Raw genomic sequence first — 23,234 nt, 5'->3', positions numbered from 1 at the left:
TCAACTACTTCGCGATTTCGTCGAATGCGGCGAGCAGACGCTCGACATCGGCGGCGTGGATGTCGCCCATCGTCGAGATACGGAACAGTTCCTTCGACAGACCGCCCTGACCGGCGTAGATCACGAAGCCGCGCGCCTTGAGCGCGTCGTGCAGCTTCGGATAATCGACGCCTGCGGGCAGACGGAACGCGCGCAGCACCACCGACGTTTCGTCCTTCGGCAGCACGCTGTCCATGCCGCGCGCCGCCAGACCGGCACGCACCTGCTCGGAAAGCGCCGCATAGCGCGCGTGACGTGCCTTCCAGCCGCCTTCGTCGGCGAGCTCGCGCAGCGCTTCCACCAGCGCGTAGTACGCGTGCACCGACGGCGTGAACGGCGTATTGCGCTGATCCTGCAAGGTCGCGAGACGCTTGAGGTCGAGGTAATACGTGCGGCTCGCGGCCGTCGCGAGCGCCGCGCGGCGCACCACCACGAAGGCCGCGCCAGGCACGCCGTGCAGGCACTTGTTCGCGGTCGCCGCCACGGCGGCGATGCTCGTATCGTCGAAGTCGATCGCTTCCGAACCGAAGCTGCTCACGCCATCGACGAGCATCTGCACGCCACGCGCGCGGCACGCTTCGCCCAGTGCGCGCAGATCGTTCAGACGGCCCGTCGTGGTTTCGTGATGGATGATCGCGACGTGCGTGATCGACTTGTCCGCGTCGAGCGCGGCGGTGATGCGCGCGAGTTCGGGCGCCTGCATCCACTCGTGCTTCACGACTTCATGCGCGATGCCGTACTGCGTGGCGATCGCGGTGATGCGCTCGCCGTACACGCCGTTTTCGACGATCAGCAGCTTGCCGTTGGCGGGCACGAGCGAAGCGATCATGCTCTCGACCGCCGCCGTGCCGGAGCCGGTCATGAGCACCGCTTGCCATTGCGCGGGATCGAGGTCGTAGACGCCCAAGAGACGCGTGCGCGCCTCTTCCTGCACGTCGAAGAACTCGCTTTCGCGGTGGCACAGGTCTTCCTGCAACAGGCTGCGGCGCACGCGTTCGGTGAGCGTGACCGGGCCGGGATTGAGCAACAGCATCTGCGGTTCCTTTCCTTTAGGCAGCGAGCGCGCCGATGTGGCGCATAAGACGCGTCTTCACGTCGGGCGGCGTGATGGTCGGGCGCGGCAGACCGTCGGGCGTGCCGCGGCGGATCGTCAGGCATACGAAACGTGTGCCCGCGACACCGCTGGCGCCCGTCGCACGCTCACGCGCGGCGGCCAGCACGGTGTCGAGCGTGGCGAGGTCGTCGCCTTCCACGGCATCGGCATAACCGCACGCGGCGGCCACGTTCGCGAACGAGACCTGCTGCGAGACCGTGGCCTGGCCGCCCGTCGAATCGTGCGCGCCGTTGTCGAGCAACACGTGCGTGAGGTTCGGCGGACCATACGCGCCGAGCGTCGCGAACGCGCCCATGCGCATGAGCGCGGCGCCGTCGCCGTCGAGCGCGACCACGTTCAGATCGGGACGCGCGAGCGCGAGACCGAGTGCGAACGGCGTCACGCAGCCCATCGAGCCGACCATGTACAACTGGTTCGCACGATCGTCGAGCGCGTAGAGTTCGCGCCCGCAAAAGCCCGTCGAGGCCACCACGACCGTCGATTCAGCCGGCGTTGCCGCGATCACACGTTCGAGCGCCTGCTGGCGCGTCGGCAATTCGTCGTAGCCGCGACCCGCGAAGTTCGACTGCGCAACGGGCAGCGCGTGCTTCTCCGGCATCGCGCCGCCGCCCTTCAGTTCGTACGACGCGACGCTGCCCTTCTGCATCACGAGCGCATACGGGCGGCCCGTTTCGTCCATGTGCTGAATGGCGCGTTCGAGCGCCGGTGCGATCTGGTCCGCTTCCGTGGGGAACAGCTCCCAGGGAATTTCCATCGTGTCGAGCATCTGCGGCGTGACCGGGCCCATCAGCGCGTGCTGCGGCTCGTCCGCGACACCCGGCTGACCGCGCCACGTCACGATCAGCAGTTGCGGCAGGCGGAAGGTCCACGTGAGCGAGGTGAGCGGGCTCACGGCGTTGCCGAGACCAGAGTTCTGCATCATCGTGATGCCGCGCTTGCCCGCGAGCGCGACGCCCGCCGTCAGCGCGACCGCATCGCCCTCATTGGCCGCCGACACGTAATGCAGCGACTCGTCCTGCAACACGTAGTTGATGAACGGCGTGAGGTACGAGCACGGCACGCCCGCATACCATTCGAAGCCCCGCGCGCGCGCCGCTTCGACAAACTGTGCCGCTTCGATCATGCCTTCGCCTCCGGCTTCGCGCCTGCCGTGCCGCCGCCCGCATTGCCACCGATCGGCGTTTGCGCATGCGCGAAGTCACCCGCGCGACGGAAGTCTTCGAGGTCGTTCACGCCGCGCCAGTGGCCGCGCACGTATTGCACTTCGATCCTCTCGCCGTCTTCGATCAGCGCGTTGAGCAGCGCCGGCATGTCGAGCGTGTCGAAATCGGCGCGCGTCTGGAGTTGCGCGATCTTGTTGCGCAGCTTGTCGCGGCCCGCGCCACGCACGCTCGTGAGGCCGATCCAGCGGCCATTGGGCGCCGTCGCCTGCGAAGCCTGATCCGACGACACGCGTTGCAGATACACCTTGTCGCCGAACAGGCCGCGGTCGTCGCCGCCCGAGCACCATGCGAAATCGCGCACGCTGGCGTTTTCCGATTCCGGCGACGAGTCGATCACCACGCTGAATTCCGCGTCGTTTTCCACGAGGTCGCGCAGGATATAGCTGCGGAACAGCAGATCGCCATAGGAGATCACCGTGTCGTTGTCGAGCGCCTTGACGGCGCACGCAAGCGAGGCGAGTTCGTTGGTCTGCGCATAGCGTTCGTTGCGCGCGAGCTTGATGCCCGCGGTGTCGATCGCTTCGGCCTTGTAGCCGCCTACGACCGTGATGTCGTTGATCGCTTCCTTCTTGAACGCGTCGACGAGCCAACGCAGCAGCGGCTTGCCCGCGACCGGCAGCATGACCTTCGGCTTGTCTTCGGTGACGGCGTCGAGGCCCTTGCCGCGGCTGGCCGCCAGCACGATCGCCGAACCGGCCGAGCGCGTGGTCGACAGATAGCGGTTCTCGGCTTCCGAGTATTCGTCGGCGTCCTGGAGGCGGAAAATTTCGTTGACCGTAGCAATGCGGTCTTCGACGTCGACGAGCGTCTGCGTTTCGTAGATCGTCTTCGTGACGGCCTGCATGGCCGAAACGGCTGCACGGATCTGGTGGTTCGCCCAGATGATGGTGCTGATGCCCGCCTTGCGGAACACATCGGTCGGCGTGCTGTAGTACTTGGTCGGCACGATCACGAGCGGACCGCGGCCTGCCCATTCGCGCGCGAACGTGAGGATCTCGTCAGCTTTCGAGAGCTTGCTGTGGATCAGGATCGCGTCCGCGCCCGCAAGGCGATACGCCTCGGCGCGCTTGAGCGCTTCGTCCATGCCCCAACCGGCGATCAGCGCTTCCACGCGCGCCACGATCGAGAAGTTCTCGTCGGTCTGCGAGTCCTTGCCGGCCTTGATCTTGCCGCAGAATTCGTCGATGTCGGCGAGCGGCTGCGCTTCGCCGCCGATGAAGCTGTTGGTCTTCGGGAACACCTTGTCTTCGATACAGACGCCGGCGATGCCGCGCTGTTCGAGCTTGCGCACGAGGCGGCGCACGTTGTTGAAGTTGCCGTAGCCGGTGTCGCCGTCGAGCAGGATCGGCAGATCGCTCGCATCGGCCATGAATTCGAGGTTGTCGACCACCTGGGTCCAGCTTGCCTCGTTGTTGTCGCGCACGCCGAACTGCGCGGAGATCGAGAGGCCCGAGCCCCAGATCGCCTTGAAGCCCGCTTCGCGCGCGATTCGCGCGGACAGGCCGTTGTGCGCTTCCATCAGGAATTCGAGTTCGTTGCTGATCAGCATCTGGCGCAGCCGTGCGCTGCGCGAAGTGGAAACCAGTGCGGGTTCGCGTGCGTTCATTCTTGTTACTCCTGTGGACGTCGTCGCGGCTGCTGCCAGAAGGCTGCGCCGGGCGCGTCGCATCGTTGGGAAAGTCGGTTTCTGGCTCGTGGGCCGCCGGAGCGTCCAGGTGGCAATCGCGACGGGGACTCGCAAACGGCGAGCGATGTCGCTGTTGATCGAGCGTCGCGCACCTCGCGCGAAACGCCAAAACCACGTTTGTGCGGATCGAAAAGCGGCGGCGGCCTTGAACCGAAGTCGCGACTATAGCGGAAACGATTCGCATCTGCCGTCGATCCCGGCGAGAAGTGGCAAATCATGGTGTTGCTGTGAAATTTGTGGCTTTTAAGGGCTTTTTTCGACGCTTTTTGTGCACTTTCGCGGCAAACGCCTTTCCCTCGCTTGCAGCCGTTCCAGCGCGCGCCAGGGGCGTTTTGCGAGCCCCTTGTTTCCTATGAGGAAACAGGGTTCGCCCTGGGATCACGCGCAGGTTTGCAAAGGCCGTAAACACAGGAAGGCGAAGCGTCTTTCATCGCCGGATTTCACAGCCCAGCAGCGGCCCCTCTGACCGACCAAGCAGACGATGACTCTCAACAAGAAACTCCGCTCGATGATCGCGATCCTCTGGATCGGCCTGCTCCTGATCGTGGCCTTCGGCGCCTGGCAAAGCCGCGACGGCATGATCCGCGAACGGCGCGCGCAACTGACCACGCTCGTGGACGAAGCCACCAGCATCGCCAACTACTACTACGGTCTGTCGCAGCACAACGTGCTGCCCGAAGCCGACGCGCAAAAGCAGGCGCTCGCCGTGATCGGCTCGATCCGCTACGGCAAGGACGGCTATCTCAGCATCAACAATTCGCAGGCCGTGATGCTGATGCATCCGATCAAGCCCGAGCTCAACGGCAAGACGCTCAGCAATTTCGCGGACCCTTCGGGAAAACACGTGTTCACGGCGCTGTCGGAAGCGGCCAATCAGCCGGGCGGCGGTTTCGTCGATTACCTGTGGGCCAAGCCCGGCCATAGCGAGCCCGTGCCGAAGCTGAGTTTCGGCAACCGCTTCGCACCGTGGGACTGGGTGATCGTCACCGGCATGTATATGGACGACGTGAGCGCCGCGTTCTACGGCAGCCTCGTGCGCTGGCTGCTGGTGACCTTCGTGCTGGGCGGCGCGGCGACGGTCGTGATGGTGTTCGTGGTGCGCAGCGTGCGCGGCAGTATCGGCGGCGAACTGGAAACGGCCGTGGATACGGCCAACCGTATCGCGCAAGGCGACCTCACCTCGCGCGTCGAAGTGCAGGGCAGCAACGCCCACAGCCTGATGCGCGCGCTCGCCACCATGCAGGGCGCGCTCGTGCAAACCGTCGCGCGCGTGCGCAGCGGCGCGGAAAACATCAACGTGGGCGCCAACGAGATCGCCGCGGGCAACACCGACCTCTCGCAACGCACCGAGGAACAGGCGGCCGCGCTCGTGCAGACCGCGTCGAGCATGGACCAGATGACGGCCAACGTGCGCCAGAACGCGGACAGCGCGCAGCACGCCGCGACGCTCGCGAGCCAGGCTGCCGACGTGGCCACGCGCGGCAGCGTCGTCGTGGACGACGTCGTGCGCACGATGGGCGACATCACGACCAGCTCGCAGCAGATCGGCGACATCATCGGCGTGATCGACGGGATCGCCTTCCAGACCAACATTCTCGCGCTCAACGCGGCCGTGGAAGCAGCCCGCGCAGGCGAACAGGGACGCGGCTTCGCCGTCGTCGCGGCGGAAGTGCGCAGCCTCGCGCAGCGCTCGGCGGCGGCGGCCAAGGAGATCAAGGCGCTGATCGAAAAATCGACCGGCACGGTGACCGAAGGCCAGCAACTCGTGACCAACGCGGGGACGACGATGAGTGAAATCGTGCAGTCCGTGCGGCGCGTGCACGAGATCCTCGAAGAGATCAGCAACGCCTCGCGCGAACAGAGTGCGGGCATCGAGCAGGTGAATCGCGCCGTCGGCGAGATGGATCAGGTGACGCAGCAAAACGCGGCGCTGGTCGAACAGGCCGCGGCGGCGGCGCATTCGCTCAAGGATCAAGTGACGGGCTTGCGCGAGTCGATCGCGAGCTTCCAGTTGCCGGCGATGGCTTGATTTGAGGGGATGGGGTTGCCACGAGCCGGCGGCGGCTTGTGGCGATGCACGTAAGCCAGCAACTCACACTTCCCTGCGCACGATCATTCTCCGACCCACGACCACACGGCCACACAAATTTCAATTTAATTACTATATGTTTACAATAATATTCTGACCATCCCCCCGCACCACCCCGATGATCCGTTCCAGGAAGCCGCCACGCGATCCGCACGCCACTGCGACCCGTCATCCGATGCTGTCGCCGCAGCTCCCCGCCTGGCGCTCGAAGCTTGTCGTGTTCATCACCTTCGCCGCATTCGCCGCGCTCGCGGGCCGCGCGCTCTGGGTGCAGGTCGTCAATCACGGTTTTTACGTCAAGCAGGGGCAAAAGCGCTATCAGCGCACGCTCGAACTCGACGCCATGCGCGGCGGCATCGTGGACCGCAATGGCGCGCTGCTCGCGGTGAGTCTGGAGACGTTCGAGATCTGGGCCAATCCGCGGGTGCTCGACGAAGCCGCGCATGCCCCGCTCGCGAAGCTGCTCGACATGCCGCTCGCCGAACTGCGCCGCCGTCTGCCGCCCGAGCGCGCGTTCGTGCTGCTCAAGCGCCAGGTCGACGCCGAAACCGCCGCCCATATCGACGAAATGGCCACCGGCGGCATCACGCTGATCGCCGACTCCAAGCGCTTTTATCCCGAGGGCGAATCCGCCGCACACGTGGTGGGCTTCACCGATGTCGAGGACAAAGGCCAGGAAGGCGTCGAACTGGCCGCCAACGCCCGCCTGCACGGCACGCCGGGACAACGCGAAGTAATCCGCGACCGCCTTGGCCGCGTGATTTCGGAAACGCGCGAGCGCGTGCAGCCGAGAAACGGCGACACGGTGCAGTTGACCATCGACCGGCGCGTGCAGCAACTCGCGTATTCACAGCTGAAAACCGCCGTCGCGAAACATCACGCCGAAGCGGGTAGCGTCGTGGTGCTCGACGCGCAGAGCGGCGAGATCCTCGCACTGGCGAACTGGCCGTCGTTCGATCCGAACAACCGCTCGCGCCTCACGGGACGCCAGTTGCGCAACCGCGCCGTGATCGACACCTTCGAGCCGGGTTCGACCATCAAACCCGTGGTCGCCGCGCTCTCGATGGACCTGCGCAAGGTCAACGCGAACACGATCATCGACACCACGCCGGGCACCTATCGCATCGGCCCGGCTGTGATTCACGACACCTCGAATCACGGCCGCATGACGGTGGCCGAAGCCATCCAGAAGTCGAGCAATATCGCGCTCGCGAAAATGGCGCTCAACCTGCCCGCGCAGACCATCTGGAACAAGTATCAGGATTACGGCCTGGGCTTGCGGCCCGAAGTGACCTTTCCCGGCGCCGCTGCGGGCCGCGTGCGGCCGTGGGCGCGCTGGCGTCCGATCGAGCAGGCGACGATGGCCTATGGGTATGGCCTGTCGGCGTCGCTGCTACAGATCGCGCAGGTCTACACGGCCTATGCCGGCGACGGCACGATGTATCCCGCGCGGCTCCTGCGCGAGAGCGAGAGCGCGGTCGCCTCGCCCGCCACGCAGCCGCGCACGGTCACGACGCCGGCCACGGCGGCGGCGCTGCGCGGGATGCTGGAAATGGCGACGCGCGAAGGCGGCACGGGCCGCGCGGCGAACGTCGAAGGCTATCGCGTAGGCGGCAAGACCGGCACCGCACGCAAGCAGATCGGTGCGGGCTATGCGAAGAACCGCTATCGCGCGCTGTTCGTCGGCATGGCGCCGATGAGCGCGCCGCGCGTGATCGTCGCGGTGATGATCGACGATCCGGCGGGCGGTTCGTTCTATGGCGGCACCGTCGCCGGGCCCGTATTTTCAGGGGTGATGCAAGGCACGCTGCAAATGCTCGGCGTGCCGCCCGACGCATGAAAACCGGCGCCGCATTCACGCGGCGCCGGTCAGTCGAATCGATCAGCAATGCTGATCAGTGATCTTGCTCAGTGGTGCTTATAAGCCGCCGGTTCGAGGCTGCGCGCCGCGGCAGCCGGGCCGCCCGCTTCGCTCGTCGCCACCGGTTGCGCACCATAGCCCGACTGGGCCACGTCTTCCTGCGGCTGCGCCTGTTGTTGCGCAAGACGCGATTGAGCGGCGCGTTTCGCTTCGAGGCGCAACATCGCGGCCTGAATATCGTTCGGGTAATTGACGTCGTTGCCCGACGCCGGGCTATAGCCGACCGATTCGAGATCGACCAGTTCCTGCAACACCTGCGCACGCGTCACCGGGCCGTTGTGGATGGACTGGGCGAACGAAACCGCCGGAATTACCGCGATCATCGAAACCAGCGCCGTGCGTAGCAATGCGTTCTTCACCGTACTCTCCTGTGGTCTGAACGGACTCGCTGCGCTGGCGATCTGCCTGGCGAGCGGCGAGTCGATGCGACAAGTCTACGCAGCCGACCCGCGCCTAAAAACCGGGCCACGAGGGGAGGACTGTTCCAGTCTGTGGAAGATTGATGAGGACTTCTGCGCGCGGCAACGCGTACGGTGTCAGATCTGGTCGCGCCCGAAGGCCCGCAGCGCGTCGAGATCGGCAACGTCCACGCGGTTATACGAGAGCGTGACGAGCCCTTCGCGTTCGAGCAGTTGCAAGGCCTGATTGACGCGCTGACGCGATGCGCCCGCGAGCATGCCGATCTCCTCCTGCGAGATCTCCAGCGCGCGGCCGGTCTCGGGATAGAGATCGGGATTGAACATTTGCGCGAGGGCCTGCGCCACGCGTGCATCGACGTCGAGCAAGCGGCTGTTCTGGATCAGGCCGATGAACTCGCCCATGCGGTTGTTGAGTTGATGGATCACGAAACGGTTGAACGGCAGGCTGCTGTCCATGAGCCGATGAAACGTATCGGCGGGCACGGCCATCACGAGCGAGGGCTGGAGCGCGATCACATCGTATTTGCGCGGCTCGCGCTTGATGACGCTGCCCTCGCCGAACCAGCCGCCATGCGGCACGCCCGAAAACGTGCAGCCGCGCCCCGACGCGTTGAAGATGGCGAGCTTGACGAGCCCGCTGCTCACACCGAGCCAGTACGCCGAGGGCGCCTCGCGCGCGGCCACGGTCGCGCCTGCCGCGTAGGACTGCGCATGCGAGCATTCGAGCACCCATGCGCGATGCTCGGGTGCGAGCGCGCGAAACCACGCGCAGCGCTCGAACAGCGCAGCCAGGCGCGTGACGTCGCTCGAATCGATGCGGCCCACAGGCGCGGCAGCATCTTTTTCCGGGGGCATAATGGGCTGCGACATGACGCTGACCTCGAAGTGAAGAATCCGGCGTGCGAGCTCTGTCGCGCCAGCGACAGACTCGCAAGCACGGTCCTGCTACGGTAGCGCTGAATCATACCGACAAATACCGATAAATCGTCAATCCGCCAGCGGCGCCATGCCATGCCATGCCATGCCATGCCATGACGTGACATGCGCCCCATGCGCCAGACAGGAGACAGCACCATGTCGCACCCGTTCGAACAAGGACTCGCGCAACGCGAAGCCAACTACGTTCCGCTCACGCCCATCGACTTCATCGCGCGCGCGGCCGAAGTCTATGGCGATCGCCTCGCCATGGTCCACGGAGAAGTGCGCCGCAACTGGCGCGAGACTTACGCGCGCACGCGACGCCTTGCCAGCGCGCTCGAACGTGCGGGCATCGGGCGCGGCGACACCGTCGCGGTGCTGCTGCCCAACATTCCGGCGATGGTGGAAGCGCACTTCGGCGTACCGATGCTCGGCGCCGTGCTCAATACGCTCAACACGCGGCTCGATGTGTCCACCATGCTCTTCATGCTGCGTCATGGCGAAGCGAAGGTACTGATCGTCGATACGGAATATGCCGCGCTCGCGCAGCGCGCGGCACTGGAATTTCCCGAGCTGAAGATCATCAGCGTCGCCGATGTCGCGCCCGCCGATGCCGAGCATTTCCCGCGTGCAACCGACTACGAAGCCTTCCTCGAACAAGGCGACCCCGAGTACGCCTGGCAGCCGCCCGAGAACGAATGGGACGCCATTGCGCTCAACTACACCTCGGGCACGACCGGCGATCCGAAGGGCGTGGTCTATCACCATCGCGGCGCGTATCTGAACGCGGTGAGCAATATCCTCGAATGGGATCTGCCCAAGCATGCGGTTTATCTCTGGACGTTGCCGCTCTTTCACTGCAACGGTTGGTGTTTCGCGTGGACCGTGGCCGCACGCGCGGGCGTGAACGTGTGTCTGCGCAAGTTCGACGCGAAGCTCGTATTCGATCTGATCCGCAGCGAAGGCGTCACGCACTATTGCGGCGCGCCTATCGTGCAAGGCGCGCTCGCGGATGCACCGGCCGACTACCGCCAAGGCATCACGCACACGGTGCGCACGATGGTCGCGGGCGCGCCGCCTCCACCGGCCGTGATCGCGAAGATGAAGACGATCGGCATCGAACTCACGCACGTCTACGGGCTCACCGAGGTATATGGTCCGGCCTCGGTGTGCGCCGTGCAGGAGAGCTGGAAGACGCTGCCCGACGAAGAGCAGGCACGCCTCGCCGCGCGCCAGGGCGTGCGCTATCACCTGCAGAGCGGCATCAGCGTGCGCAACCCGACGACGATGGAACCCGTGCCCAACGACGGCGAAACGCTCGGCGAAATCATGTTCCGCGGCAACATCTGCATGAAGGGTTATCTGAAGAACGAGCGCGCCACCGACGACGCGTTCCGCGGCGGCTGGTTCCATACCGGCGATCTTGGCGTCATGACGCCCGACGGCTACGTTCGCATCACCGATCGCAGCAAGGACATCATCATCTCGGGCGGCGAGAACATTTCGAGCATCGAGGTCGAGGACACGTTGTATCGGCATCCGGCTGTCGCGCTCGCGGCCGTGGTCGCGATGCCCGATCCGAAATGGGGCGAAGTGCCTTGCGCGTTCGTCGAACTCCGTCCCGGCGAAAGCGTGACGGAGGAGGAGATCATCGCGCATTGCCAACGTCTGCTCGCCCGCTTCAAGGTGCCGCGCGTGGTGAAGTTCGGCGAGCTGCCGCGCACCGCGACCGGCAAGATCCAGAAATACGAGCTGCGCGCTCAGGTCGGCTCGCAGGCCGCCATCGACCTCGGCAAGGCACCGGACGCAGGCAAACCCGGCAAGTGAATGGTTACTGAACGATAATCGTAATGTTTATGAAATGTTGAGAGCGCAACGATCTGCACGCTTGCGGGCAGGTCGGGCGCCGAATGTAACGCCTCTTGACAACCCGACCCTTTGAAAACTTGCGGCAAGGTTCAGAAACCTGCCGTAATCCTTTTTGCATCAAGGCCCAACTGTTAAATGGCGGGATTCGTGTGAAAGTCGCCTCGAAACGAAAGCTTACAAGTCGTCACGTTTTCACCGGCGTCGGCCCGATAAGCTTTGGTTCAAGGTCGAACGCAACGCAGGGCGCCAAGCACTGCAAGAAGCGGACGACGAACCCGAGAGGAGGTAAGAACATGAACACGAAGAGCTGGAAGACCCCCGCACGCGCTCTCGCAGCCGCGCTGCTGGCAGGCGGCGCGCTGATGGGTGCCTCGAGCGCCTTCGCCCAGTCTGCGCCGTTCGCACTGCGCGCCGACTCGGCGCCGCAATACGGCCAACCGCACATGATGCCGGTCGGCGTCCAGGTTTCGATTGGCTGGCATGACAACCGCTACTGGGACGGCCACCGCTACTGGGAACATGACGAGTGGATGCACCATCATCCGCACGATCCGGGTCCCCCGCACTACCGCGACGACCACCGTCCGCCCCCGCCGCGCTATTGATCGGTTCAACGATCTAGCGTGACGCCGCCGAGGCCGGTCTCTCCCGCAAGGGAGGACCGGCCTCGGCGCATTTCGGCTGTCTGAGTGCGTGCGTATGCAAACAAACGATCGACACCGCATTTCAGTTGCTTACTGATTCATGCCGGCAGATAGATCCACACCCATTGAACTGGTTTGGCATCCAAATCAAAGTGCATAGCGATTCGCCGTAAACAAGGGCCTCCGGCGCTCTATCGATGGTCAACAGTACACGACGGACGGCTCCAGAAAGCATGCCGACAGTAATGCAGGGTAATGCGGGCGCGTTGCCTCGCGCGCGCGCGGACGGTAACGTTGTCGGGCGTTTCGTTCCCCGGAGCGCACGGTGTATTCTCATTGCCCCGACCAGCACTGGTTGGGGCCTTTTTTTTGCGCCTGGCAAACGACTGCGCGCCCCGCGCGAACGCCAGAAGCGAAACGGCCGCTCGCCCCGTGCTGGGCGAGCGGCCGTTGCCACCTTTGCCGCGAATCAGTCGATGAGCTTGTTCAGGGTGGCGAATTCGATCAGCGCCGCCAGCGACGAAACCCCCAGCTTGTCGAGCACGCGTGTCTTGTACGTGCTCACGGTCTTGTCGGACAGGCCCAGGCGCGCCGCCACACCCTTGTTGCTCATCCCGCGCGCGAGATATTGCAGCACCTCGACCTCACGCGGCGAAAGTCCGTTGAGCGCCACATCGCGACCACCGCCGCAACTGCCCGCCGGAAAGCAGTCATACCCCAGCAACACTGCCTTCACCACGCCGCACAACTCTTCCACCCCGCGGCTCTTGCTCACATAACCATTCGCGCCCGCGATGCGCGTGTGATTCGCCATCACCTGCTCGGGTTTGGCGGAGAGCACCAGCACGCGCGTATTGGCCAGCTTGGCGCGAATGCCGCGAATGACCGACAGGCCATCGAGCTTCGGCAATTCGAGATCGAGGATGACGAGGTCCGGCTCCAATATGCTGACGAGGCGCAGCCCCTCTTCACCATCACCGCATTCGCCCACCAGTTCGTATTCGGTATGCAGGACGTTGGCGAGCATCTTGAGGACGATCGGGTGATCGTCGATAACCACGATGCGCTTCATTTTTTGTTCCATGTTTTTGGGGGCGTGAATTCGGAGCGCCTTTCGGCGCGAAAACTACAGCCTGAACGACACACTCCCCTTTTTGCATAGGAAAAATCTGAAACGACATCGGCCGAATTGCGGGGTTAACCCGGTGCGCCGATATCTAGCATCCCCCGCAAAGGGTCCGAAGTGGCAACCGTTGATTCACGCGACAACCAGCCGTTTGCTTTCGCTTGCGGGTTTGACGCGCGACAATAAAGTCCCTCCTGTTCCATCGCAACCATCCGTTCACGAGAGTCACGCATGAATCAGGCATCGCCCGCTTCCGCTTCACCCCTCTCCACGCTCAGCGACATCGTCACCGTCGACGCCCTCGAACTGTCGCAATGGATCCGGCTGCGCAAGGTCTCGTGCCGCGAAGTCATGACCGCGTTCCTCGATCACATCGCGCGCGTCAACACGCCGGCCAACGCCATCGTGTCGCTGCGCGAGCGCGCGGTGCTGCTCAAGGAAGCCGACGAACGCGACGCGCAACTCGCACGCGGCGAGTATCTGGGCTGGCTGCACGGCATTCCACAAGCGCCGAAGGACCTCACCGCCACGGCGGGCATCGCCTCGACGCAAGGCTCGCCGATCTTCCGCGATGAAGTGCCCAAAGCCGACGCCCTCATGGCCGCGCGCATGCGCGCGCAGGGCGCGATCTTTATCGGCAAGACCAACTCGCCGGAGTTTGGCCTCGGCTCGCACACCTACAACACGGTGTTCGGCACGACGCTGAACGCCTACGACGCCACCCGCAGCGCAGGCGGAAGCAGCGGCGGCACGGCGGTGGCGCTCGCGCTGCGCATGCTGCCCGTGGCCGACGGCAGCGACATGATGGGCTCACTTCGCAATCCGGCGGGCTGGAACAACGTGTTCGGCTTGCGGCCTTCGCAGGGGCGTGTGCCGTCGGTGCCCGCCGTCGATCTCTACTACAACCAGCTCGGCTATGCAGGGCCGATGGGCCGCAGCGTCCCCGACCTCGCCATGCTGCTCGCCACCCAGGCGGGTTACGACGCGCGCGCCCCGCTCTCGCTGACCGACGACCCCGCGCAATTCACGCAGCCGCTCGCGCGCGATTTCAGCGGTGCGCGCATCGGCTGGCTGGGCGACTACGGCGGCTATCTGCCGATGGAAGAAGGCGTGCTCGCGCTGTGCGAAACCGCGCTCAAGGATTTCGAATCGATCGGCTGCAAGGTCGAGGCCACGCGCCCCGACTATCCGATGGACAAGCTCTGGGCATGCTGGCGCACGCTGCGCCACTTCTCCGTGGCGGGCACGCTGGGCGCGCTCTATCGCGACCCCGCGAAGCGCGCGCTGCTCAAGCCCGAAGCGCAATGGGAAGTGGAAGGCGGCCTGAAGCTGTCAGGCGAGGATGTGTGGAATGCATCGGTCGCGCGCAGCCAGTGGTACAACGCGCTGCTCGCGCTGTTCGAACACCACGACTATCTTGTCCTGCCGAGCGCCCAGCTGTTCCCGTTCGCCGCAAGCGAGCATTGGCCCAAATCGATCGCGGGCCGCGAAATGGACACCTATCACCGCTGGATGGAAGTCGTGATCGGCGCAAGCCTCGCGGGTCTGCCGGTGATCAGCGTGCCGGCGGGCTTCAATGCGCAGGGGCTGCCGATGGGCTTGCAGGTGATCGGCAAGCCGCAAGCCGATCTGTCCGTGCTGCAATTCGCGCATGCCTACGATCAGGCGACGCAGTGGGTGAAGCGGCGCGCGCCGTCGCTGCTCACGGCTTAAGCCTGCATCGACAACGAGGCGCGCCAACCTGCGCGCCTCGCGTCGCATTCGCTCACTTCAGGCCGAAGTCGACCCGCGTCGTCGCGCCCTTGTCGTCGATACCCTTCGCATCGAGCTTGGGCGCCACCACGAACACGCGGCTCGGGTCCACCTTGCCCTCGAAGTACTGCTGCACAGCCTGTGCGCGCTGCTGCGCGAGATCGCGCAGCGAGGCATCGTCCACGGGTGCATGCTCGGCAAGCGCCTGCTTCATGTCGTCCACGGGCAGCGACTTCGTGAGGCCGATCATGTTGTGCGGCTTCTTGAAGTCCCCCGCCTTGTAGGCCTTGGTCAGATACTTTTCGTATTCCTTCTGATCGACCTGCACCTGCGAGGTATCCACGCTCTCGCCGTTGCCCACGGTGTCCTTGACCTTCTGCTGGCGCACCAGTCGATCGACGTACTGCTCGCGCAGCGCGGGCGTATCCACGGCCGGATCGACGCGGCCGATCAGGTCGATCTTGATGGAAGGCTTGTCGTCGAGCGCCTTGGCGATGGTGTCGAGCTTCTTGTCGTCGGCATCGGTCAGCTTCGCCGAACCCGCCGCGAATTCCACATAGCCCAGCTCCTGCCCGCCGCCGCCAAACGCATTGGCGAGCAACGTGAACGGCGCGGTCACGGCCTTCGCGACCAGGTTGAGCACCGCCTTCCAGATCAGGCCGCCCAGACTGAACTCGGGATTCGACAGCGAACCCGACACCGGAATGTTCACGTCGATCTCGCCGCGCCGGTTCTTGAGCAGCGAGATCGCGAGACGCACGGGCAGCTTGGTCGCCGTGTCGTTGTCGACGTGATCGCCGAAGGTGAGCTGATCGATGAAGATATGGTTGTTCGCCGTGAGCTGGTCGTCGGCAAGCTGATAGTGCAGGTCGACGTTGAGCTTGCCCTTCGTGATCGGATAGCCCGCGTACTTGGTCGAATACGGCGTGAGATTGGTGAGCTCGATGTCGTGCGCGCTCGCCGTGAGGTCGAGCGACGGCTTCGCGATCAGCGGATTCACCGAGCCCTTGATCGAGATCGGCCCGTTCGCGTCGAGCTTCGCCGATACATCGACGGGCGCGGGCGTGGTCGACTCCGTGCCGAACGCGCCCACCGTGCCCTGGATCTGCACGAGGTCGGCGGTGTAGTTCGGCTTGATGAAGTTGTCGGTGTAGTTCACGCGGCCGCCCTGCAATACGAGCTGGCCGAAGTGCAAATGCACCGGTTTCGATGGCGGCTGCGCGGCGGTCACCGTCTTCGGCACGGCGGCAAGCGATGCAGGCAGCGGCGCCGACGCCATCTCGGGCGCGCTCGCCGCCTGCGGCGTGAGCGGCACCGGCTCGCGGCCGCCGCGCTGCGCGGCGCTGGTGTCGCGCGTGAGCGACTGGGCCTCGCCGCTCTGCTGCGCCACGACGTCCTTGAGGTTGAGCTTGCCTTGCGCGTCCAGCAGCACGCGGCCATAGAAGCCCGCGAAGGTCACGCGACTCGCATCGACATCGGTGCCGCGCGCATCGTCATAGGTGGCCTTGAGGTTCGACAGCGCGAGCGAGCGCCAGCCCGCGAACGGGTCCGAAGTCGCCTTGTCGAGCATGCGCACGTCCACGAGCGCCGCGTCGCCACGATAATTCGCCTTGAGCGCCTTGCCCTGCTCGACGGCGAGCTGCCCCTTCATATTGAGCAGCGCGCTCGCAATGACAGCGTTCAACTGACTACCGAAATACGGCTCGAAGGCGGCGGCGTCGAGCCGGTTCGCGTCGATCTTCAGTTGCGCCTTGAGCGGCGTCGGGTTCACGTTGCCGTTGAGCGCGAGCGTGCCCTTGCGGTTGACGGTCGCCTTGAGGTCGATGGGCAGCGCGTGGCGCATGTCGTCGCTGAGCTGCTGGATCTTGAGGTCGAGCGGCGTGATCGCGAGCTTGACCGGGCGCGGCGTCGTGCTGTCCGTGAAGTTGATCGAACCGCCGCTCACACTGACGTTGTCGATCTTGTAGTGCCACGCCGGACCTTCCTGCACCGACTTCTGCGCCGCGTGAACCACCGTGCGCTGCTGCGCAGCCTCGTGATTGCCCGCCAGCTTCATGAGGTCGATGTCGCCGTTCTTCAGGCGCTCGACGTTCAGGGCGAGGCCGGTCGCATCGACCGAGGCGATCTGCACCGTGCGCGCTGTGAGATCGACCTGGCTCAGTTGTACCGTGCCTTTTGCGAGCGCCACCGCAGGCGTCTTCGCGCCGCGCGCGGCGATCTTGAGTGCATCGAGGCCGAGCGTGCTCGCGCCCACCTGCACGGCAGCCGGCGACTTTGCCCAGTCGGCCGTCACGGTCGAATCGAGCGTGAGCTTGCCGTCCACGATCTGCGCGGCCGTCGCGGTATCGACATACGGCTGCAGCGGCGGCAGCGGCACCGCGTTCAGCGCGATCTTCGCATCGGCGTGCTTTGCGGCCATGCCGAAGTTGCCCGAGACCTGCGCCGTACCGCCATCGGGCACGCTCAGCGCGAGCGTATAAGGCGCAGCGGCTTTCGCCGTGGTCGAGAAATTCGACAGCGTCGCGGCAACGTTGCTGAAGGTCTGATCGACGGCCTTCGAGGCGACCTCGTCATGCACATGCACCGTGCCGCCCGTGAGCGCGAACTGACGCAGCGAAAGATCGAGCGGCGGCGCCTTTTCGGCGGCTTGCGCCTTCGCACCCGACGCAGGCGCGGCAGCGACGGCCTCGCTCGCGCCGCCGATCTGCGCGCCCTTGGCCTCGGCCTTTGCCGCCGGTGCGCCCGCGAGCTTTTCGACGCTCAGGACGCCAGCCTTGTCGCGCGCAACCCAGACCGTGGGCGTATCGAGGCGGATCGCATCGAAGCGATAAACGTTGCCGAACGGTTCGAGCGACGCCGCGGCGACATGCAGACTGCGCGCGCCGAACAGCGGCGCGTTGGCGTTGTCGGTCGCGTCGATGTCGTTCAGGTCCGTGGTGCCCGACACGCGCAACGTCGGCTTCTCGCCCGACATCACGAAATCGAGTTTGAGATTGGTCGAGAGCTTGCCGCTCTTGACCGTCACCGGCAGCTTCGTCGGCGAATAGGTGAGCATCTTCGGCACGTCGAGATCGGTCAGACGCAGCTCGACTTCGGACTCGCGTGAAGCCGCGAACGGCTTGGTCTTGCCGTCGATGGCGAGGGTGCTCGTGCCATCGATGCGCGCGCGCAGCAACGGCTCGACGAAAATGTCGGTCTTCGACGCCAGCGTGGCGATGAACGGAATGCCGAGCGTCCAGCGGTCGATCACATGCTTTTCGTTGAGCAGGCGATCGTCGAAGGTGATCTGGCCGTTTTCGACGCGAATATTCGATACCGAAAACTGCGCGGGCTGGGTGCTCGGCTTCTCCGATGGCTTAGAGAATTTGTCGATCAGGTCGGAAAAGTTGAAGCGCTGCGCGTCGAGCCGCACGATCGTCACGCGCGGCGAATCGAGCCTCACCTCATCGACGATCGGCGCCGCGCGAAAGATCGACGACCACGACGGCTTCACGACGAGCCGTTCGACATCGAAGAAGTCGCCCTGCCCGCCGCGCTCGCCGATATGCACGCGATCGGCTTCGAGCCGCAGCGTATAGGGATTGAGCCCGATGCGCGCGATCGTGACGGGGCGATCGAGCTGCTTGCTCAACTGCTGCTCGGCAATGTGGCGAATGAGCGGCGGCGCGGCGAAGAAACCGAGCAGGCCGAACACCACGAGGAAGATGACGATACCCGTGAAGATATGCCGGGTACGCGGCGCACGCGCGACGGCGCGCACCGATTGCAGGGAAGTATTCAGCGATGTTTTGTTGAGACTTGCCATGCTTGCTGGCCAGTGACGCGGCGTAACGCCTGCCGCGGATGGTGGAACGGCTTGGGCCATGTCGGCCACATGCGGCACGTTCGGCGCATTCGGCAGACAGATGAGCCCGACTGCCCGAAGTATAGGCCCGATGGCACCTCGCGCGGCTGTAAAACGCCGGGGGATGCGGCTGTGCGGATGGGTGAGGTGTTGGCCGCGGCGTGCGGCGCGGGAGAAGTGGCGGCGGCCTGAGAGCCGCGGCCTGATGCGAACGGAGCGGCGCGCACGCCGCTCCCTGACACTTTACTGACGCTCGACGGCGGGCGGCTGCCAGCTGCCGTCGCTTGCTTGCGGCTTCGGCGCGTACATACGCAGCACGAGACGGAAATCGCCCTTCGGCGCCGGCACCCAGTTCGTGCCGTTACGCGGACGATCGGCGCTCACCTGCACGTCGATCGAGCCATCGCGGTTGCGGTGTGCGCCATTACGATCGCCGAACGCGATGCGCACCGGTGCGTCGCCATCGAGCGCGCCCGTCGTCGTGTACGCCGTGATCGACCAGAAGCCGCGCACCGGCGGCACCTGCTTCGCCGTGAAGTGAATCACGTAGCGGTTCGCGCCGTTGAGCGCATGACCATCGCTGTCCTGCGCGACGCGTGCGCGCACTTCGTCGCGGCTCGTCGGCAAACCGGGCGATGCCCACGCTGCGTAGGCGCGCAGCGCGTAGTCGGGGCCGTAGTTGCCCGCATCGTCGCCGATCCAGATCCAGCCGTTGCCGGCCAGCAGGTTCGACGGCGGCGTGGCGACGCGCGCGCGGCCGTCGGCGAACCCCGCGTTCACCATCGCCACGTCCTTGTTGCCCGAAGGCAATTGCGCGGAGTCGCCCGGATGCACGCCGAGGTCGCCGAGGATCTTGAGCGCGTGCTGATCGTCGGGCACGGGCGCGTTGTCTTCCATCGCCAGCGCGAGGCGGTTGAAGTAGCCATTGGCGTCGAGCGCCGCGAGCTGGGCCGCGGGCGTGCCCGTCGCGACCGGATCGCCGCTCAGGCCCGCGCCCGCCTGGGCGTCCGCCTGCATAGCGCGCTTGCCGTGCGTATCCCACGCCGACAACGGCGTCACGCGCAGGCCGTGTTGCAGACGGCGCACCGCTGCGAGATCGGCGCCGCCGCGCGTCTGGATACGGGCGATGAACCATGCATAGCGCGTGCTCACGTCAACGCGCTTCACGCGCGCGGGCAATGTACCCTTCCAGCCCGCCGGCACGAACGCAATCGTTTGCGCCTTCAGACCGCTCACACGCTCATTGGCTTGCGACGCCGTCGACCAGAGCACGTTGGTCCACATGTCGAGCGCGCGGGCATCCATATAGCGGCCGTGCGTGTCGGGCAACGAAATCAGCACGGGTTCGCGGCTCAGGTCGAGCCAGCCGGACGACACGAGCGTATCGAGATTGGGTTCGGGCGGACTCGAAGCCCCGACGGGCGGCAGCGACTGCGCATGGCGCAGCGTATTCGACGCGGCCTGGCCGGGCGCGCTGCCGGTGGCGGCTTCGCGCGAAACATCCATCAAGACGAGCGGATAGCCGAACACGTAGGAGTCGGACACCTCGTCCTTGACCCAGCCGTTGCTCTTCGGCGCAGCGCCCTCAGGCGCGGACGCGCATCCAGCGATAAGCGCTACGCCCGCCAAAGCGGCACAGGCGCGAAAAAAAGGAATAGTGCGACGTTTTGTTGTCATTTGTTGGTTGTGTACGAAGCGGGCGGTCCTTGAATTGACGTCGACCGGCCTCCAGCACAGCGCTGCGGCCCCCCCAAGGGCCGTTGGTCCAGTGCGCGCTGCGGGTGCCAATGCCGCCGGATCGTATCGTATCGTCCGCGCCCGCCCAAGAAAAGTCTGCTGGGCGGAATTCTGCGTTACGGGGGCGAGCATGATGGGCTTGCCGTGCCCGCCAGCGAGCCTGTTCGTCGCAATCAAACCCCAATTACTATTGTCGCGCACCCCTTGACCTTCCCATCATGGGAACGTAGATACTGCATCAAGTCGAATCAGATCGCGTAAGCGCTTCATCATCATGAACGAACCCCTCGTTGCCGAGCGCGCGGGCCAGGTGGCCGAGCTCGAAATCCGCGGCATGACTTGCGCGTCGTGCGCGATGCGTGTGGAAAAGGCGCTGGCGAAAGTGCCGGGCGTCACGCGCGTGAGCGTGAATCTCGCTACCGAAAAAGCCACCGTCGACACCACGATGGATGCCCAAAGCAGCGTCGCCCTCACCCAGCAACTCGTCGCCGCCGTCGAGAAAGCGGGCTATGAGGCCACGCCCATCGCCCAACCCGAGCCCGCGCCCGAGACCACCGAAACCGCCAGCTTCGCCATCGGCGGCATGACCTGCTCCGCCTGTTCGAATCGCGTCGAAAAAGTCCTCGCGCGGGTGCCGGGCGTGCAAAGCGCGAGCGTGAACCTGGCGACCGAGGAGGCCTCGGTGCGCCTCGACGCACCGCTCGACGACGCCATGCGCGAACGCCTCGTCGCCGCCGTGCAGAAGGCCGGTTACGAAGCCACGCCGATCGAAAAGAACCCGTCCGCCGCCGAAGCCGAAGCCGCACCCAACGCCGAAGCCGCACCCTCGCGCGCCGCCCTGGCCGAAACCGCCGCGCGCCGTGAACTGCGCGCCGTGCTGATCGCAGCCGTGCTGACCGCGCCGCTCGTCGTGCCGATGTTCGGCCACTGGCTGGGCCTGCAATGGATGCTGCCCGCCACCGCGCAGCTGGTGCTCGCGTCCATCGTGCAGTTCGGCTTCGGCGCGCGCTTTTACCGCGCCGCGTGGAAGGCCGTGCGCGCGTTCTCGGGGAATATGGACCTGCTGGTCGCGCTCGGCACCTCGGCGGCCTGGGGCGTGAGCGTCTATGCGATGCTCGCGCATCCCGGCGAAACCGCGCATCTGTATTTCGAAGCGTCGGCCGTCGTCATCACGTTGGTGCGCTTCGGCAAGTGGCTCGAGGCGCGCGCGAAGCGTCAGACCACCGACGCCATCCGCGCCCTCAACGCGCTGCGCCCCGAGCGCGCGCGCATTCGCGAGCATGGCGCGGAACGCGAGGTGCCGCTCGCGCAAGTGCGCGTCGGCGCCGTGGTCGTGGTACGTCCCGGCGAGCGGCTGCCGACCGATGGCGTCGTGCTCGAAGGCCGCAGCCATATCGACGAATCGCTCATCACGGGCGAGAGCCTGCCGGTGCCGAAGGCGCCCGACGACGCCGTCACCGCCGGCTCGATCAACGGCGAAGGCCTGCTGGCCGTGCGCACGACCGCCATCGGCGCAGAAACGACGCTCGCGCGCATCATCCGCCTCGTCGAAAACGCTCAAGCGGAGAAAGCGCCAATCCAGCGTCTCGTCGATCGCGTGAGCGCCGTGTTCGTCCCGGCGATCCTCGTGATCGCGGCGCTCACGCTGGGCGGCTGGCTGCTCGCCGGGGCAAGCGCCGAAACCGCGATCCTCAACGCCGTGGCCGTGCTGGTGATCGCCTGCCCGTGCGCGCTCGGTCTCGCCACGCCCGCCGCGATCATGGCGGGCACGGGCGTGGCGGCGCGCCACGGCGTACTCATCAAGGACGCCGAAGCACTCGAAACCGCGCATGACGTCGGCGTCGTGGCCTTCGACAAGACCGGCACGCTCACGCTCGGCCAACCTTCGCTCGCGGCGTTCGAGGCGGCTGACGGCATCGCGCGCGCCGATGCACTCGCGCTCGCCGCCGCCGTCCAGCAGCACAGCGATCATCCGCTCGCCAAGGCAGTGGTGAATGCGTTTGCCGCACAGGCGCCAGCCAAGCCACTGCGTGCCGCCTCAGAAGCCCGCGCAGTGCCCGGGCGCGGCGTGGAAGCCGATGTCGATGGCCGCCGCCTCGCTATCGGCAGCGCGCGCTGGCTCGCGGAACTCAAACTCGCGGTGCCGCCCGCGCTCGCCGAGCGCGCCAAGGCGCTCGAAGCGCAAGGCAACACTGTGTCGTGGCTGATGGAAACACAGCCGGATACGCACGAAAATGCCGTGCTCGCGCTGCTCGCCTTTGGCGACACGGTGAAGCCCACGGCGCGCGACGCGATCGCGCGACTCAAGGCAATGGGTATCCGCAGCGTGCTCGTGACCGGCGACAACGCGGGCAGCGCGCAGTCCGTGGCGACGCAACTCGGCATCGACGAAGTGCACGCCCAGGTCCTGCCCGACGACAAGGCCCGCACCGTGCGCGACCTGAAGATCCGCACGGGCGCCATCGTCGCGATGGCCGGCGACGGCATCAACGATGCGCCCGCGCTCGCCGCCGCCGACATCGGCATCGCGATGGCCACCGGCACCGATGTCGCCATGCACGCCGCGGGCATCACGCTCATGCGCGGCGATCCCGCGCTCGTGGCCGCCGCCATCGACATCTCGCGGCGCACGTGGCGCAAGATCCAGCAGAACCTGTTCTGGGCGTTCGTCTATAACCTGATCGGCATTCCGCTCGCCGCCTTCGGTCTGCTCAACCCGATGATCGCGGGCGCCGCGATGGCGTTTTCAAGCGTGAGCGTCGTGACCAACGCGCTGCTTCTGCGCACCTGGCGCGAGCGCCGCTAAGGTCTGATTCGCAAGGCGCGGCGTCACTGACGCCGCACCTTCCTCC

Annotated in this window: 14 protein-coding genes; 6 read left to right on the top strand and 8 right to left on the bottom strand. The window is 65.7% G+C overall.

The genetic code is table 11. From position 1 onward, the window contains the following. Window positions 1-4: 4 nt before the first annotated feature. Genes U5782_RS35485 through aepX form a run of 3 tightly spaced genes read right to left on the bottom strand, consistent with a single transcriptional unit; the run spans window position 5 to window position 3,982 of the window. Window positions 5-1,072 carry a 2-aminoethylphosphonate aminotransferase gene (locus U5782_RS35485; RefSeq protein WP_322048519.1) on the bottom strand — a complete coding sequence of 356 codons (1,068 nt, stop codon included), beginning with the start codon at window positions 1,070-1,072 and terminating at the stop codon, window positions 5-7. Between the two features lie 16 nt (window positions 1,073-1,088). Then, window positions 1,089-2,276, bottom strand: a complete 1,188-nt coding sequence (aepY, locus tag U5782_RS35480) for a phosphonopyruvate decarboxylase (RefSeq protein ID WP_322048518.1) — start codon at window positions 2,274-2,276, stop codon at window positions 1,089-1,091. After that, window positions 2,273-3,982 (bottom strand): phosphoenolpyruvate mutase, encoded by a 1,710-nt coding sequence (aepX, locus tag U5782_RS35475; protein ID WP_322048517.1) that lies wholly within the window; start codon window positions 3,980-3,982, stop codon window positions 2,273-2,275. Before aepX ends, aepY begins: the two co-directional genes overlap by 4 nt. A gap of 562 nt (window positions 3,983-4,544) precedes the next feature. Here aepX and U5782_RS35470 point away from each other — a divergent pair. Further along, window positions 4,545-6,092 carry a methyl-accepting chemotaxis protein gene (locus U5782_RS35470; protein WP_322048516.1) on the top strand — a complete coding sequence of 516 codons (1,548 nt, stop codon included), beginning with the start codon at window positions 4,545-4,547 and terminating at the stop codon, window positions 6,090-6,092. Between the two features lie 178 nt (window positions 6,093-6,270). Beyond that, complete coding sequence (locus U5782_RS35465) at window positions 6,271-7,992, top strand: penicillin-binding protein 2 (RefSeq protein WP_322048515.1); 1,722 nt, start codon at window positions 6,271-6,273, stop codon at window positions 7,990-7,992. 68 nt (window positions 7,993-8,060) lie between these two features. Here U5782_RS35465 and U5782_RS35460 read toward each other — a convergent pair whose 3' ends face one another. Together U5782_RS35460 and U5782_RS35455 are read right to left on the bottom strand one after the other, a co-directional pair. Beyond that, window positions 8,061-8,396 carry a DUF4148 domain-containing protein gene (locus U5782_RS35460; protein ID WP_415914463.1) on the bottom strand — a complete coding sequence of 112 codons (336 nt, stop codon included), beginning with the start codon at window positions 8,394-8,396 and terminating at the stop codon, window positions 8,061-8,063. 213 nt (window positions 8,397-8,609) lie between these two features. Beyond that, window positions 8,610-9,362, bottom strand: a complete 753-nt coding sequence (locus tag U5782_RS35455) for a Crp/Fnr family transcriptional regulator (RefSeq protein WP_322048513.1) — start codon at window positions 9,360-9,362, stop codon at window positions 8,610-8,612. Window positions 9,363-9,566: 204 nt separating this feature from the next. Between U5782_RS35455 and U5782_RS35450 the strand changes: the two genes are divergently transcribed. Further along, window positions 9,567-11,237 carry an acyl-CoA synthetase gene (locus U5782_RS35450; protein WP_322048512.1) on the top strand — a complete coding sequence of 557 codons (1,671 nt, stop codon included), beginning with the start codon at window positions 9,567-9,569 and terminating at the stop codon, window positions 11,235-11,237. Window positions 11,238-11,572: 335 nt separating this feature from the next. Next, a complete protein-coding gene (locus U5782_RS35445) occupies window positions 11,573-11,884 on the top strand; it encodes a hypothetical protein (RefSeq protein ID WP_322048511.1) in 312 nt (103 codons plus the stop codon). 508 nt (window positions 11,885-12,392) lie between these two features. Here the strand turns inward: U5782_RS35445 and U5782_RS35440 are convergent. Next, window positions 12,393-12,995, bottom strand: coding sequence for a response regulator transcription factor (locus U5782_RS35440; RefSeq protein ID WP_322048510.1), 603 nt, complete (start codon window positions 12,993-12,995; stop codon window positions 12,393-12,395). Window positions 12,996-13,280: 285 nt separating this feature from the next. Between U5782_RS35440 and U5782_RS35435 the strand changes: the two genes are divergently transcribed. Next, window positions 13,281-14,762: an amidase gene (locus U5782_RS35435; protein ID WP_322048509.1), complete on the top strand. Its 1,482-nt coding sequence runs from the start codon at window positions 13,281-13,283 to the stop codon at window positions 14,760-14,762. Between the two features lie 52 nt (window positions 14,763-14,814). Here U5782_RS35435 and U5782_RS35430 read toward each other — a convergent pair whose 3' ends face one another. Then, on the bottom strand, window positions 14,815-18,606 hold the full coding sequence (locus tag U5782_RS35430) for a DUF748 domain-containing protein (protein WP_322048508.1): 3,792 nt from the start codon (window positions 18,604-18,606) through the stop codon (window positions 14,815-14,817). A gap of 282 nt (window positions 18,607-18,888) precedes the next feature. Next, window positions 18,889-20,322 (bottom strand): DUF1254 domain-containing protein, encoded by a 1,434-nt coding sequence (locus U5782_RS35425; RefSeq protein ID WP_322048507.1) that lies wholly within the window; start codon window positions 20,320-20,322, stop codon window positions 18,889-18,891. A gap of 334 nt (window positions 20,323-20,656) precedes the next feature. Here U5782_RS35425 and U5782_RS35420 point away from each other — a divergent pair, with 334 nt between their 5' ends. Further along, window positions 20,657-23,188 (top strand): heavy metal translocating P-type ATPase, encoded by a 2,532-nt coding sequence (locus tag U5782_RS35420; protein ID WP_322048506.1) that lies wholly within the window; start codon window positions 20,657-20,659, stop codon window positions 23,186-23,188. The last annotated feature ends 46 nt before the right edge of the window (window positions 23,189-23,234 follow it).

The sequence above is a fragment of the Paraburkholderia sp. J67 genome, from assembly GCF_905220265.1.
Taxonomy (GTDB): Bacteria; Pseudomonadota; Gammaproteobacteria; order Burkholderiales; family Burkholderiaceae; genus Paraburkholderia.
This window is presented reverse-complemented; position numbering and strand designations above follow the sequence as displayed.